13 protein-coding genes are annotated in these 14,757 nt (G+C 50.8%); 8 read left to right on the top strand and 5 right to left on the bottom strand.

Annotated elements, in window-relative coordinates; all coding sequences use genetic code 11:
- Positions 1-188: 188 nt before the first annotated feature.
- Together QZQ08_RS05585 and QZQ08_RS05580 are read right to left on the bottom strand one after the other, a co-directional pair.
- The gene (locus tag QZQ08_RS05585) at positions 189-1,427 is read right to left on the bottom strand and encodes a Glu/Leu/Phe/Val dehydrogenase (protein ID WP_009016244.1); all 1,239 of its coding nucleotides are present in this window, start codon (positions 1,425-1,427) and stop codon (positions 189-191) included.
- A 133-nt stretch (positions 1,428-1,560) separates the two neighbouring features.
- Entirely contained in the window at positions 1,561-2,784 is a 1,224-nt protein-coding gene (locus QZQ08_RS05580; RefSeq protein ID WP_296329139.1) for an HD domain-containing protein, read from the bottom strand.
- Positions 2,785-3,101: 317 nt separating this feature from the next.
- Between QZQ08_RS05580 and QZQ08_RS05575 the strand changes: the two genes are divergently transcribed.
- From QZQ08_RS05575 to cytX, 6 genes are all read left to right on the top strand, one after another.
- On the top strand, positions 3,102-4,109 hold the full coding sequence (locus QZQ08_RS05575) for an ATP-binding cassette domain-containing protein (protein WP_366140855.1): 1,008 nt from the start codon (positions 3,102-3,104) through the stop codon (positions 4,107-4,109).
- Positions 4,106-4,966 carry an ABC transporter permease gene (locus tag QZQ08_RS05570; protein ID WP_296329134.1) on the top strand — a complete coding sequence of 287 codons (861 nt, stop codon included), beginning with the start codon at positions 4,106-4,108 and terminating at the stop codon, positions 4,964-4,966. Before QZQ08_RS05575 ends, QZQ08_RS05570 begins: the two co-directional genes overlap by 4 nt.
- A complete protein-coding gene (locus QZQ08_RS05565) occupies positions 4,947-5,744 on the top strand; it encodes an ABC transporter permease (RefSeq protein WP_296329132.1) in 798 nt (265 codons plus the stop codon). The genes QZQ08_RS05570 and QZQ08_RS05565 overlap by 20 nt, the downstream gene beginning before the upstream one ends.
- 3 nt (positions 5,745-5,747) lie before the next feature.
- Positions 5,748-6,806 carry a PotD/PotF family extracellular solute-binding protein gene (locus tag QZQ08_RS05560; protein ID WP_296329129.1) on the top strand — a complete coding sequence of 353 codons (1,059 nt, stop codon included), beginning with the start codon at positions 5,748-5,750 and terminating at the stop codon, positions 6,804-6,806.
- A gap of 177 nt (positions 6,807-6,983) precedes the next feature.
- Positions 6,984-7,220, top strand: a complete 237-nt coding sequence (locus QZQ08_RS05555) for a hypothetical protein (protein ID WP_296329127.1) — start codon at positions 6,984-6,986, stop codon at positions 7,218-7,220.
- A gap of 129 nt (positions 7,221-7,349) precedes the next feature.
- Complete coding sequence (gene cytX, locus QZQ08_RS05550; protein WP_296329125.1) at positions 7,350-8,534, top strand: putative hydroxymethylpyrimidine transporter CytX; 1,185 nt, start codon at positions 7,350-7,352, stop codon at positions 8,532-8,534.
- A gap of 481 nt (positions 8,535-9,015) precedes the next feature.
- Here cytX and QZQ08_RS05545 read toward each other — a convergent pair whose 3' ends face one another.
- From QZQ08_RS05545 to QZQ08_RS05535, 3 genes are all read right to left on the bottom strand, one after another.
- Positions 9,016-10,347: a CitMHS family transporter gene (locus tag QZQ08_RS05545; protein WP_296329121.1), complete on the bottom strand. Its 1,332-nt coding sequence runs from the start codon at positions 10,345-10,347 to the stop codon at positions 9,016-9,018.
- A gap of 543 nt (positions 10,348-10,890) precedes the next feature.
- Positions 10,891-12,282, bottom strand: a complete 1,392-nt coding sequence (gene citX / locus QZQ08_RS05540) for a citrate lyase holo-[acyl-carrier protein] synthase (protein WP_296329117.1) — start codon at positions 12,280-12,282, stop codon at positions 10,891-10,893.
- A complete protein-coding gene (locus tag QZQ08_RS05535; protein ID WP_296329114.1) occupies positions 12,272-13,207 on the bottom strand; it encodes a LysR family transcriptional regulator in 936 nt (311 codons plus the stop codon). Before QZQ08_RS05535 ends, citX begins: the two co-directional genes overlap by 11 nt.
- A gap of 334 nt (positions 13,208-13,541) precedes the next feature.
- Here QZQ08_RS05535 and citD point away from each other — a divergent pair, with 334 nt between their 5' ends.
- Complete coding sequence (gene citD / locus QZQ08_RS05530) at positions 13,542-13,841, top strand: citrate lyase acyl carrier protein (protein ID WP_296329112.1); 300 nt, start codon at positions 13,542-13,544, stop codon at positions 13,839-13,841.
- 1 nt (position 13,842) lies between these two features.
- Positions 13,843-14,757 carry an aldolase/citrate lyase family protein gene (locus tag QZQ08_RS05525; RefSeq protein ID WP_296329109.1) on the top strand — a complete coding sequence of 305 codons (915 nt, stop codon included), beginning with the start codon at positions 13,843-13,845 and terminating at the stop codon, positions 14,755-14,757.

The following is a 14,757-nucleotide window of genomic DNA, read 5'->3' as shown; positions in this document are numbered from 1 at the left end:
TCCTCTCCAGGAGTGCATAGATACTTTAGCACCCCAAAATTTGACAAAGAACCGAGAAATTTCCGTGACCCCCTCCCCTCTAAGGGGAAGGAATCTTCTGCCGCCACACAAAATAAAAGAGGCGCCACCGAAGTGGCGCCTCTTTTGTTATCGTGTTTCACAAACACGAACCGTTGTGGGTTCTTAGATTAAAGGCCTTTTCTCAGTTTGAGGGCTTCAGCAATCGTGCCGATAGCTACGATGTAAGCACCTACACGCATGGTGGTGTTGTACTTCTTAGCAGCATCGTAAACGTTTGCGAAAGCTTTGACCATCATCTGTTCCTGTCTGTCGACAACTTCTTCTTCGGTCCAGAAATATCTGTAGAGGTTCTGTACCCATTCGAAGTAGGAAACAGTTACGCCGCCGCCGTTAGCGAGAACGTCAGGAACAACTTCGATGCCTCTCTTATGGAGGATAACATCAGCTTTATCATCGGTCGGGCCGTTAGCAGCTTCGACGATCATTTTTGCTTTGATCTTGTCAGCGTTCTTTTCAGTGATCTGGAGTTCCAGAGCAGCCGGAATCAGAACATCAACATCCTGGAGAAGAACTTCGTCGCCGCTGATAGCGGTAGCACCAGGATAGCCTTTGATCAGGCCGTCATGAGCCTTTGCATATTCTTCAACTTTGTACGGATCAAGACCGTTGGCATCATAGATACCGCCGGAGATATCGGACAGGGCAACAATCTTCAGGCCTTTGTCGGCTGCGCATTTAGCAGTCCAAGAACCAACGTTGCCGAAGCCCTGGATAGCGATGGTTGCATCTTCCGGTTTGATGTTGTGGCGTTTCAGGAGTTCCAGCGTAGCGGTGATAACGCCACGGCCGGTAGCGGAGGTACGGCCAAGGGAGCCGCCCATGCAAACAGCTTTACCAGTGATAACACCCGGTTCGAACTGGCCTTTGATGATGGAGAATTCATCGGTCATCCAAGCCATGATCTGAGCGTTGGTGTTAACGTCAGGAGCAGGAATATCCATCTTTTCGCCGATAACCGGGGCAATCTTGTCGATGTAGCCACGGGTCAGTCTTTCGAGTTCGCCTTTGGAGAGCTTGCGGGGATCAACAATGACGCCGCCTTTGCCGCCGCCATAAGGCAGACCAGCAATTGCGCATTTCGTGGTCATCCAGAAGCCCAACGTTTTTACTTCATCCATAGAAACGTTCTGATGGAAACGAACGCCGCCTTTGCCCGGGCCAAGCACCGTGCTGTTGCAGGAACGATAGCCGGTGAATACTTCAACGTGGCCATCATCCATCTTTACAGGAATGCTGACTTCAACCGTGCGTTCCGGGTTGGAGATGATCTTTTCGATGTTGGGATCCAAGTTGATCAGCTTGGAAGCTTCAGCCATAGGGATTTGTGCCATTTCAAATAAACTCATTTGTAGCGCCTCCTAAAAAATAGTATCTAATGAACCCTTACGAGCTCATTATAGCACAATTCAGAGTTGACAGAGTATTTTTTTGTATTTTGTATACAATTTGTTTTTCTACACTAAAAAAGCTAGGCAGGGCCTAGCTTTCTATTGTATTTGTAAATTGTTCATAGACCTTGCCAAAAGGAATGCCAGCAATAATTTTTCCCTCGTACTGCTTGGGCAGGGCCTTGATGACGCCGGCTAAATGACTCGAGGTGATGCCGCACTGGATACTCAAAAACGCTTCCATAAAGGCTGCCAGGTGATCGCAGCCCTTGAGCATGGCCCCGTCAATGGGTTCATAGCCGTCTTTATTGTAGGCCTCGGGAATATCCCCCGTAAGAAGCACCACGCTTCCCTCTTTGCGGATCCGGTTCTGGAATTCATGCATGGTGAAGTTCATGATGTCGCCATGCCAGCTGTCAGGCAGAAGGGGCAGAAGGATTTCCTTCATCTGCCGGTTTTCGATTTCCTTGATCAGGTCATCAAGGCCTTCGATAGACCGCTTGATTGGCGAAATGATGTCCCGCGTAAGGACTTCGGGCAGGTCATGCCAAAGTCCCCCCAAAAAATCATTGACGACGCGGCCGCGGCAGGCCCCCATCTTGCGGGCACAGAAGTAGCCCATGATGGCCACCACCAGCACATGTCCCATGACAGAAGTTTCGGGTACACGGGGCGACTGGCTCCAGCGCTTTTGAAAACGCAGCTTGCCTATGAGGTCAACGAATTTGCGGGTCTTTCCTTCCATGGCAATCTTCTGGACACCGGCAAGATTATAATGCTCTTCCAGTTCATCCCGGATGGTGCTCTTGATTTCTTCAACCCCAAAGATGCCTTCGTTCATGTGATAGATGATGCGAAACTCCCATTCTGTAGCAAGATAGTGAGCGGCGCGGAGGATCTGCTTTTCAAGGCCATGGTCCTTTTCATCAAAATAATGGCGCATTTTTTCCATGAAGCGGCTGTCCTTTAAGGAAGGAATGCGCTGCTCCAATTCCCGATAAACCCATTTATTGAGAAGAGGTCCCTTTTCACGCATGAGTTCATGGTAGATGGGCGGTTTGATGTCCGTCAGTTCGACGCGGTGCAAAAATTCAAAGATACCGCCTTCGACAAGGACTTCCCAATCAAGACGTGCCCCATGATCCTGCTCTTCACAGCGGGCAAGAACGTACATGATCATCATTTTATGGGCCTGCTTATCCAGTTCCGTAAAGCCCTGGGGCCGGATATGGTCGTTCCAGCGCTGGATATGGGCGGCTTCAAAGATAAATTCGATTAGATCTCGGGGGAGTCCCAAGCTTTCAAGTGCCGTCATGGCTGCTCCTTTCCCCTGCTTTCTGGCAGGTGCCCGCCTTTGTGGGGTCAATTTCTTTGTTGCTCCTATTATACCCTTTTCTCATTCCCTCTGGGGGCATTTTTAGGGGCTTCATCGTCTTTTTTGCAAAAAAGCCATCCTTTTCCACTTCTTTTTCAAAAATTACCCTTTTTTCCGTAAAAAACTTTGTACAAATGCCCCCTATGCTATATAATGGTAGGACATCCTTAAAAATTTGCATGGCCGCTGATTTTTAACCAAATCAGCGCTTTTCTTGCGAAAATTCACTGATAGAGAAAGGTTGTGACACAACAAAGATGAAAGAGATGATCCGACTGGTAGGCATTACCAAGGAATTTGAAGAAAATACCATTATCCCTACCTTGGACCTTACCATTGGCGACGGAGAATTTGTCACCCTCCTCGGCCCTTCGGGCTGCGGCAAGACGACCATCCTCCGCATGATTGCCGGTCTCGAACATCCAACGACTGGTCATATTTATTTGGATGACGAGGACGTGACCTCCCTTGCGCCTTACAAACGGAATGTCAACATGGTGTTCCAGCACTATGCCCTCTTCCCGCACATGACAGTCGAAGATAATATTCGCTTTGGCCTCATGATGAAAAAGGTTCCCAAGGAGGAACAGGATAAGCGCATCGAGCAAGTGCTCTACCTCACACAGCTGGAAAACCTCCGCTACCGCAAACCGCAGCAGATGAGCGGCGGACAGCAGCAGCGCGTGGCCATTGCCAGGGCTGTTGTCAATAACCCCAAGGTGCTCCTGCTGGACGAACCGCTGGGTGCCCTTGACTATAAACTGCGCAAAAAGATGCAGTTTGAGCTGAAAAATCTCCAGCGCGGGCTCGGCATCACTTTCATCTATGTCACCCACGATCAGGAAGAAGCCCTCACCATGAGCGATCGGGTCATCATCGTAAAGGACGGGCGCATCGAGCAGGACGACCCACCCGCAGCCATCTATCAATATCCTAAGAGCCAATTTGCCGCGGGTTTTATTGGGGAAAACAACTTCTTTGATATCGAAGGCGATGAGGACCACGTCCTTGCTGTAAGGCCCCAGTTTATCGAGGTCTCCAAAGAAAGCGAGGCCCTTGAAGGAACGCCCAAGGAACCTTTCTATTATGGGTCCGTTGTGGAACTGCTTTTTACAGGGACTTTTGATAAGGTCTTTATCCGGCTGGACAACACCAACCAGATGGTGACAGCCTACCAATACTATGATGACAAGAAACGGTGGAAGGCGGACGACCGCGTTGGCATCAGATGGAACGCCGAAGAAGCCGTAAAGGTGACAAAATGAAGCGGGGAAAGCTCCTTGTCGTCCCGGCCATGGGATGGCTGACCCTCTTTTTTGCCCTGCCCCTCCTTATCGTCGTGGTCGTGTCCTTTGCATCCCGTACCGCCTACGGGCAAGTCGTCTTTAACTGGACCCTTGCAAACTACACCCGCTTTTTTGAGCCCCTGTACCTGACGATTTTTGCATCGACCCTCGTCACGGCATTTGTGACAACGCTCCTTACTTTTGCTATGGGCTATCCCGTAGCCTATACCATTGCCATGATCCTGCCCAAAAAATGGCAGCAGGCGGGCATCATCCTCGTCATGATTCCCTTTTGGATCAACTTCCTGATCCGCTCCTTTGCGTGGGTCATCATCCTGCGCTCCCAAGGACTTGTCAATACGTTCCTCCTGCACATGGGATTCATCGAAAAGCCCCTGACCCTGCTCTATAATGACGCAGCCGTCCTTCTGGGCATGGTCTACGCCCTGCTTCCGTTCATGGTGCTTCCCATCTATGTTTCCCTGGAACAAATGGATAAGCGGCTCCTTGAGGCAGCCAGCGATCTTGGTGCCTCGCCCAGCGTAGCCTTCCGCAAGGTAACCCTGCCCCTTACTATGCCCGGTGTAGCTGCCGGTTCCATCCTCGTCTTTATTTCTTCGCTGGGCATGTTCGTCGTTCCGGACATCATGGGCGGCGCCAAAAGCGCGCTCATAGGCAATATCATCCAGAACCAGTTCCTTGCCGCACGCGACTGGCCCTTTGGCAGTGCCCTTTCAATCATCCTGGCTCTTTTGGCCCTTGTGATGATTCTTTTGTACTACAAGGCCCTCCAGGCCCAGAAAGGAGGCGCCCAACATGCAAAAAACCTGGCGTAGTACGACCCTTGTGGCCTACACTTTGGCCATCCTGGCCTTTTTGTATCTGCCGCTTGTCATCCTTACCCTCTATTCCTTCAACGATTCCCGCATCAATGCTGTCTGGGCCGGCTTCACGCTCAAATGGTATGCGTCCCTGCTTAGTAACGACCGCGTCCTTGAGGCCCTAACCAATTCCCTGCTCATCGCTTCCATTACAACAGTCGTGGCAACGATCATGGGAACCCTCGCTGCCATTGCCCTCCATCGCTATCAATATCGTTCGAAAACCGTTCTCAACAGTCTGCTCTATCTTCCGATCCTCATCCCGGAAATCGTCATGGGGCTGTCGCTTTTGATCCTTTTTTCCCAGCTCGGTCTTTCCCTCGGGAAACCGTCCCTGATCGTGGCGCACATCACCTTCTGCCTGTCCTTTGTCATCATCACCGTCGGGGCCCGTCTGGAAGGAAGCCGTCAGGATATCGAAGAAGCTGCAAGCGACCTTTATGCCACACCGCTGCAGACCTTCCGCTATGTGACACTTCCCATGATTGCGCCGGGAATCATCGCCGGGGCCCTCATGGCCTTTACTCTTTCCATTGATGACTTTGTCATCAGCTTCTTTGTGGCAGGCCCTGATTCGACGACCCTGCCCCTTTACATCTATGCCATGGTTAAACGGGGCATTTCCCCGCAGATCAACGCCCTTTCCACCTGTATGATGCTGGTCACGGTTTCCCTTGTGGTCGTAAGCCAGCTTTTGCAGATGAAGAGCCTCCATAATCCCCGAAAGGAGTAAGCTATGAAAAAATTTCGCACCCTCTTTACCCTCATCTTGGCCCTTTGCCTCTTTGCTGCTGCAGGCTGCGGCGGAAAGGAAACAAAAAAAGAAGAAGGCCGCGTCCTTAACATTTTCAGCTGGGCCGATAACTTCAATCCTGAAGTCATCAAGGAATTCGAGAAAAAATATGACTGCAAGGTCAACTATGACGTTTTTGCCAATAATGAAGAACTCCTTGCCAAACTGCAGGCCGGCGGCTCCCAATATGATGTCATCCAGCCCTCGGACTACATGGTCACGACCATGAAGAAACTGGACCTTTTGGAAAAACTCGATAAGAGCAAAATGCCCAATACGGAATTCGTCATGGATAAGCTCAAAAATAATACCTTTGACCCCAATGGTGAATATTCTGTCGTCTACACCTGGGGCATGACGGGCATCATCTACAACAAAAAATACGTCAAAACGGCTCCGACCAGCTGGCAGGATCTGTGGAACCCGGAATACAAAGGCCGCGTCATCCTTCTTAACGACAGCCGTGAAGTCATTGGCATGGCCCTCAAGAAACATGGGTTTTCCAACAACGCAACGGATCCGGGCCAGATTGACATCGCTTTCAAGGACCTCAAGACCTTGGCACCGAACGTCCTTGCTTACGACACAGATTCCATCAAGCAGAAATTCATTGCTGAAGAAGCATGGTTGGGGATGATGTGGTCCGGCGATGCCCACTTTGTCCATAACGACAACCCTGATGTCGGCTTTGTTATCCCTAAGGAAGGGACCACCGTTTGGGCTGATACACTGGCTATTCCCAAAGGAGCCAAGCACAAAGAACTGGCTGAAGCCTTCATCAACTTTCTCTATGATCCGGAAGTCAGCGTCAAGAACTACGAATATATTGGCTACAATGACCCGAACACAAAGGCCATTTCGCTCCATAAAAAAGATTTCATCAACGATCCCATGCTGAAGACGGCCGTCGACGAAATCGATAAGGGCGAATGGCTCACCGATATCGGCGATGCAATTACCCTTTATGATAAAGATTGGACGGAACTGAAGACCATCAAATAATCAAATGGAGACCGCTCTCTTGAGGGCGGTCCTTTTTTTTACGGCAAGAAAGGTGCTTCATACGGGGTATCTAGAATATCGATAGCTAAAAGCCTTGTAATTTTTAGGAAAAAGACTACAATAATAAACGCGGCAGGGTGATTCCCCTGCCGTTGATTTTGCGAGGGGGTAATGACCATGACAGAAAAAGAATATGAAACCAAGGTACAGGAAATTGCGCAAAGCGCCTGCTGCAAGAAGGCAGAGAAACTGGACCTTACTTATAAAGGCTACCACGTTTTTGATGGGCAAGGAACTTCTAGTGTCCTTTCCGGCTATCCGCTCTTTATCCTTGCGGGAAAAGGAACGGTCCGCCGCGCCGATATCCATGAAACATACGACATCATGGGAGCGCTGACGCAGGAAGCCCGCTAACAACGATCAAAGGGAGTGCGAAGGAATGCAAATTTCTCCGTGCTCCCTTTTTTCTTGTCTCGGGCAAGGTCCCATAGTATACTGATGTCATAAGAAATCATTTCATGAAGAAAGCAGCGTGATATAAGCATGGATTCTCAGCAAACTTCTGTTTTTTCAAATGGCCTCCTCTGGTTTGGCGCCGGTATTTCCATCGCGGAAATCCTTACAGGCATGCTCCTTTCCCCTCTGGGATGGGAAAAAGGCCTTTGGGCCATCTTCATTGGCCATATCATTGGCGGTGCCGTCATGATTGGAGCAGGTATCATGGGCGCCCGGAGCCGATGCAGCGCCATGGAAACGGTCAGCTTTTCCTTTGGTAAGGAAGGAGCCAAGTTCTTTGCTGGTCTCAACGTCATCCAGCTCATCGGCTGGACGGCTGTCATGATTGTCAGTGCGGCAGCAGCGGCCGAGGTCATTGCGCCTTTGGGAATGCCGCTCTGGAGCCTCATCATTGGTTCCCTCATCGCCCTATGGATTGTCATGGGAATGACAACGCTTGGACGGGTCAATGTCCTTGTCATGGCCGCCCTCTTTCTTTTGACCACGGTCCTTTCAGTCACCATCTTTGGCACTGACACTGCCGCGGTGCCAAGCGGCAGCATCACCTTTGGAGGCGCCGTGGAACTTGCTGTTGCCATGCCGCTTTCCTGGCTCCCGGTCATTTCGGACTATACACGGGAAGCGGAGAAACCGGTGAAAGCATCCGTCGTCAGCTGCCTGACCTATTTTGCCGCCAGCTCCTGGATGTTTGTCATCGGTATGGGCGCGGCCCTTTTTACGGGCGAAAGTGACATCGCAAGGATCATGGTCGGTGCCGGCCTTGGCGTTTCGGCCATCGTCATTATCCTCCTATCGACAGTCACGACGACTTTCCTTGACGCTTATTCAGCAGGCGTATCTGGCCGGGCACTGACAACCGTCCTTTCGGAAAAAGGACAGGCCCTCATCGCAGCGGCCCTTGGCACCCTCCTTGCCCTCACGGCTGACGCCAGCCGCTTTGAAGACTTCCTCTATCTCATTGGTTCCGTCTTTGCCCCTATGACGGCCATCATGCTGGCAGATTACTTTATTATCCATGAAAACCATCGGAATGAACGCGTAAGCGTACTGAAGCTCCTGATTTGGGCCGTCGGCTTTGTTCTTTACCGCTGTCTTCTTGACGCCGATACACCGCTGGGTGTGACCTTCCCCGTCATTGTGGCCGTGATGGTGATTGACGTAGTTGTCAGTCGTTTGTTTGGTCGGAGCAAAAATCGCTCCGATTTGATGTAGTTACGTGCCCTCATTGCTCTATGAAGAAATCTATGGCAGCAATGGGGGCATGTCGATTCGTAGGCCGGTCCGTCTCACGATTTTAGGCAGTTGACGCCTGGGCGCTCCCCCTCCTAACCACGTGTCGTCACCTCCCGCGTCGCTGCGCTAGCGGATTGCTGGCGTCTCAGGCCCGCCGTCGTCGCTGAGGCCGGGAGCTCCTCGCCATTGGACCCATCTGAAGCGAATTTGCCAAAAGCAAATGGAATAAATGACCAAATGTGCAAGGCCTACGTTCTTTTAGATAGGAGCGCCTGCACTCCCTGGGGCCTTAGCCTGCTGCCTCCGGCAGCCTTAGCCAAGGAGGGGCACTGATTCCCATGCCTTCCGCCTTAGCCTTTATCGCATCACAGCACCACAGCATCAAAGCATCACAGCCCCATTCTTTTCCGCCCACAAAAAAACTCCCCTTCCCGTAGGAAGAGGAGTTTTTCATTTTACCTTAGATGTGGAACAGGCCGAGAAGGGCACCGCAAAGAAGGGAAATCCAGGACAGGACCCAGAGTCTCGGAGCACAGAACTTGAGGAGTTCCTTGATTTCAATCCCAGCAAGACCGCAGGCCAGGAAGGTCGTAGCAGCATGGGGGGTAACAAGAACACCGTAGTTCTTACCAATGAGCATGGCCATAGCCATATCATGAGGGTCAACATTGAACTGCTGACCAACGCCGATAGCCAGCGGCAGCAGACCGAAGAAGTAGGAGTCCGTACCGAGCATCATGCCGATAGGCACAGCAAAGATACCGAAGATATCCTGCAGGTGACCGCCCAGTGCCGTCGGAACGAGGACAATGAGCATTTTGGCCATTTCCTTCATCATACCGGTCTTGGACAGGACGCCCAGGAAAACACCGGAAGCAAGAAGGATCATCGGCATGGTCAGTGCCGTAGCAGCGTGCATCTTGATGGCACGTGCCTGATCGGCTGCAGAATGGAAGTTGGCAATCAGCGCAATGGCAAGACCAAACATGAAGGCGGCATACATCGGAATCTTGGTGAAGCAGAGCAGGCCGATAACAAAAAGGGTCAACAGGCCGTTGAACCAAATCATCTTCGGACGAGCCATGAATTCCTTATCGGCATCACTCAGGGAGTCATCACTGCTGTTGGAGTTTTCTTCAGAAAGTTCAGCAGCTTTGCCCGTCGGAACAAGGCCAGCACCGCGGCGTTTTTCCATGACGCCCATGTAGGCGGCAAAAGCAACGAGGATAACAAGACCGACACCCTGAAGAGGAATGAGTTCCTGCCACAGAACGTTGACATCAGCATTGAGGACAACGCCCGTACGAGCGACAGGACCGCCCCAAGGAAGCAGGTTCATGATGGACATGGCCGCACCGATGATGCAGACGAGCACAACGGGGCGCATGTGGAGTTTCTTGTAGATCGGCAGCATAGCCGGGATGGTGATGAGTAGCGTAGAAGCAAGGGCGCCGTCAAGGTGGGAAATAACAGCAATGAGGCTCGTTGCAACCGTAACCATGACGATGTTGGAGCCTGCTTTCTTGACGAGCCAGTTAACCATCGGATCGAAAAGACCCATATCGCCCATCATGGAGAAGTAAACGATGGAGAAAATGAACAGAACTGCCGTGGACCAGGTCTTACCAACACCGGCCTTGACGAAATCAAAGATCTGTGCCGGCGTAAACCCGCAAATCAGTGCGGCAATGACCGGTACAATAACAAACAGAGGCACAGGGTTCGATTTGGAACGAATCAGTGCCGCAACGATGATGACAATCATCGCAAAGCCAACAACACCCAAAAACATGATACAACCTCCTTAAGGTTCTTTGGGTCCTAGAAACCGGGCGATGTCTCGGGGGCCATTTTATGAATTGTAGGATAATTTCTTGCTGCCAAGCGAATAAAAAGTATCGTTTGGAACAGTACGCCCTTTATCTTTCCTCAGTGAAGAGAATATCATATGACAAACTTGAAAACTAATATAAGATTTGAAATATTTTTCATAAGACTATTCTTATGATATACCTATTTCCCTAGGAAGAATCAGGGGTTTCGGGTTTCACTTTTATTTATCGAATTTAAGTTATTTTAAGAAAATTTTAAAATTAGGGACATCTAACCGTCTATTTTCTGTCATTTTTTCCTTTGCCTTTTCCTCTCCCCCATATTTCGCATCAAAAATCAGGGAAAAGAGATAAAAGGGTTTCCTTATTTTTTAACGATTTCCTACCAAACCGTGCCGCTGTTCCAAGCGGGCCTAGGTCAAGGCCTTTTCTTCAGCATTCTTCCATATAAAAAAGCCGATCCCTCCTTTTGGGGATCAGCTTAGATGATGAAAGGCAGTCTATCAGGCCGACGGCCCTTTAAAAAGGGATTCCATACGGTAAAGGAAGATGGAAAGGATGAGCAGGTCCGCACAGCCGCCAGGGCTGATGTGACGGGCCACAAAGTCATCATTGAGCTTCCATACGGCAGCAAGGCCTTCTTCCGTAAAGGCCCCGCCCTTTTGCAGGATGTCCTGGGCTGCTTTTTGAGCGTAGTGCAGGGTTTCCCGGTCGCTCCGACTGAGGATATTCGTATCTTCCACCCCGGCCATGAGGCGCAGGAGGGTTTCAATATAAATCTCATTGGTCCCCGTTTTTTCAGCAAAGAGTTCCCGCAGAGCCGGCAGGCCAATGGACGAAACAGCGGGGAAGCCGTCCATCGCTTCCCCTCGGATCCCGCGGCATCCTTCCTTTACGTAAAGAAGTTCCCCATGGGTGTGGGGATGGTAGGGATCGATCTTGCGGAAGTCTTCTTCAAGGATGGGAGTCACTGTCTCCCCCACTTCCCTAAGGATGGCTTCCCCTTTGACCCTATGGTCCCGCTTCAGGGCCCGCAGCGTAAAGGCAGAAACCGTTCCCAAGGAAAAGATGATGCCTTTATGGGTGTTGACGTTTCCCGTAGCCCGGAACATGGCTTTTTCGGCAGCGGCCCCCATGGGGCGCAGGGCGCGAAAAAGTTCCTCACCGCTTCCCGTAAAATTCCATCCCGTTTCGGCCATGCTGAGGAGATGGGGCAGGATGGCTTCCGTGCTTTTTTTGAAGGTTTCCTGGTCCATATCGTCATGGGCACCAGGATTATCAAGGTCCACCAGACCTGGCTTGGGAGTTGCTGCCACTTCCCCTAGCAGGGCTTCTTCCATATCATCCCGGGTGTGGGAAAGGACAAAGCCGTTCAAGATGCGCTCCACATTACGGATCAGGACGGGCAGGCTGTGTCTGCGGCTCCGGGCACAGCCTTTGGCGGGCTCACTGCAGACAAAGCAGCGCCGCTCAGGAAGACCAAGTTCCTCCCGCGAAAGCTTCCTCCCGTCCGTATCAAGGACATCCATATCAAATAGGCGGCCCAAAGGGTCCTCATTTTCAAGTTGTGCCGCAATTTCCTTCACGGTCCCTGCGGCCCCGCCGAGGACATAGTATTTTTCATAGCCCGTCTTATAGTCGATGACTTTCTGAAAAAGGATGGGAATCCCTGCTTTTGCAAGGGCCTCTTCCAAACGGCGCACGCCTTCTTCAAACCCCATGCGGATAAGGGGCGATACCTTCTGCGGTCCAGGGATATTCATTGTAAAAAATAGCAGCGGCTTGTGGAACCGCTCGAGAAGTTTTCGCTGGGCCAAGGCACGTCCGTCCCGGGCCCGCAGCATATCCGGGACTTCCACGCGAAGTTCCGAGGGTACAGTCAGTTTATTTTTCATTCGTCGGATTGATCCTTTCTTTTTTCCCAAGGGTCCTGATGAGCTCGATAAAGGCCCGTGCATAGGGGCTCAGGTACGCGTCCTTTCTTGTGCAGACATAACAGTAGCGCTTATTGGCAACGCCCAGGAGCGGATAAAGGACACAGTCCCCTTGCTCCATGAAATAATGGTCCAAGTAGACGTCAGGACAGATGAAGACGGCATCCATGCTGCTGACAAGCCGCTTTCCCACTTCGATGCTGCTTGTTTCAAGGACCAAATGGGGTTTGATGTCGTAGACGTCAAAAAGGGTATCCTGGACCCTACGGACGTTATGGCCCTCCGTAATGGAAATAAAGTCTTCATTTTTTGCTTCCGTAATATGGATGGGCACACCGGGATCAATGCGCTGGGCCAGCATGGTCAGCTTATTGGCGACCAGTACGACGTCTTCAGTCTCCACAAGCTCGTAAATGAGTTCGTCATTTCCCGGTGACGTCGTCATGATTGCAATATCGACATCACCATTGAGGACGGATTTTTCCGTAATGTTGCTCCCGGCTTCCTTGATTTCCAGTTTGATATGGGGATACCGCTGGCGGAATACGGGCATGACGCGAGGCAGCATCTGCATCGCCCGCTGAATGGGAATTCCTAGACGCAGGGTGCCATACCCTTCATATTGGATGTCCGAGACTTCATGAAGCAGGTTCGTACTGATGGTGATGATCTTTTTTACGGCAGCAATATACTTTTTTCCCGCTTCCGTGAGCACGATGGGTTTGGTATTGCGGAGAAAGATCGGTGCACCAAGATATTTTTCCACAGCCTTGATGGTCTGGCTCAGGGCCGGCTGTGAAACATGCATGGTCTTGGAGGCATTGGTGATGCTGCCTTCCTTGATGATTTCCATGATATACTGCGCGTGCTTCAAGTTAAGTCCCATTCTTTGCTTCTCCTGTACAGGTTAAGATGGACCATTTCTCCGTGCTGTAAAAAAGCCCTCTTGGGGCTTGTCTTTTGTTTGGTTCCAGCAGGAGATATGCATCTCATTTAACATCATTTGGTCCCGTATTCAGAATGTTTTCTTAATTTCACGTCAATTAAGAAAACATTGCTAATCGGGCCAACCCGCAAGGGATGCGGGGTTTGACAACATAATAAGATTCGGCTTATGGTCATTATACCATTATTTATATTAGTTTTCCAATTTTTCCTGTGCTACTATCAAGGTGTAAGACTGTAAACAGTTCTTTTCTAGAAATGAAGGAGGAATTTTCATGGAATTAAAGAAGGCAGCCATGGCTGGCACCGTTGAGTCCTCCGATGCCCAAATCACCGTTGAACCCGGTACGAATGGCATCGAACTCAATATTGAAAGCAGTGTCATCCAACAGTATGGCAGACAGATCAAGGCTGTTGTCTTGGAAACCCTGAAGAAACTCAATGTTAAAAACGCTAAGGTTTCCGTAGTTGACAAAGGTGCACTCGACTGCACGCTGAAAGCACGTGTGGAAGGCGCCGTTTTCCGCTCCATCAATGATGATCCGGATACGCCGAATCCTTGGGAGGTCTTATAATATGGCAGTGATCAATACGAACCCCAACTTCAAGCGTCTCAGAAGATCCATGATGTTCTTGAACGCTCAAAAACCGAGCCTCATCAAAGACCCGTATGTGTATAAACCCGATTCCATCATGCTTGACCTGGAAGATGCCGTGGCTGAAAACCAAAAGGATGCCGCCCGCTATTCCCTGTTCCATGCCCTGAAGGAAATCGATTATCATGGCTGCGAACGCGTTGTCCGCATCAATGGCCTGGAAACCCCGCACTGGAAGGAAGATATCCGCGTCTGCGTAGCTGGCGGTGCCGATACGATCCGCATTTCCAAAACGGAATCCGCCCAGGACGTCAAACTCGTAGAAGAAGCCATTACGGCTGCTGAAAAGGAATTCCATAAGGAAGTGGGTTCTACCCTCATCATGGCCGCTATCGAATCGACGAAGGGGATTCTCAACGTCTACGATATCTGCCAAGCTTCCGACCGTCTTTTCGGTGTGGCCCTTTCTGGCGGTGACTACACCCGTGACCTGCAGACCTCCATTTCCAAGACCGGTGTCGAACTCATGGGCGCTCGTCAGCAGATGGTCATTGCTGCACGCGCTACCGGCCGTATGTGCTTTGATACGGTCTACACCGACCTGGATGACATGGAAGGCTTCCGCAAGGATGTCGAAATGATCAAGACCATGGGCTTTGACGGTAAATCCATCATCAACCCGCGTCAGATTCCGGTCTGCCACGAAGTCTTTACGCCGAGCGAAAAACAGATCCGTTGGGCTGAAGCCGTTGTCCGCGAAATCGACACCAAGAAGGCTATGGGGATTGGCGTCTTCACCCTGAACGGCAAGATGCTTGACGTAGCTTTCTATGATGGCGCAAAGAGAACGATCGCCCTGGCAAAAGCTGCCGGTGTTTATAAGGGGGATTTATAA

This window comes from uncultured Acidaminococcus sp., assembly GCA_900538365.1.
In the GTDB taxonomy this organism is placed as follows: Bacteria; Bacillota; Negativicutes; order Acidaminococcales; family Acidaminococcaceae; genus Acidaminococcus.
The sequence above is the reverse complement of the archived record's forward strand: the minus strand, read 5'-3'. Positions and strand labels throughout refer to the sequence as shown.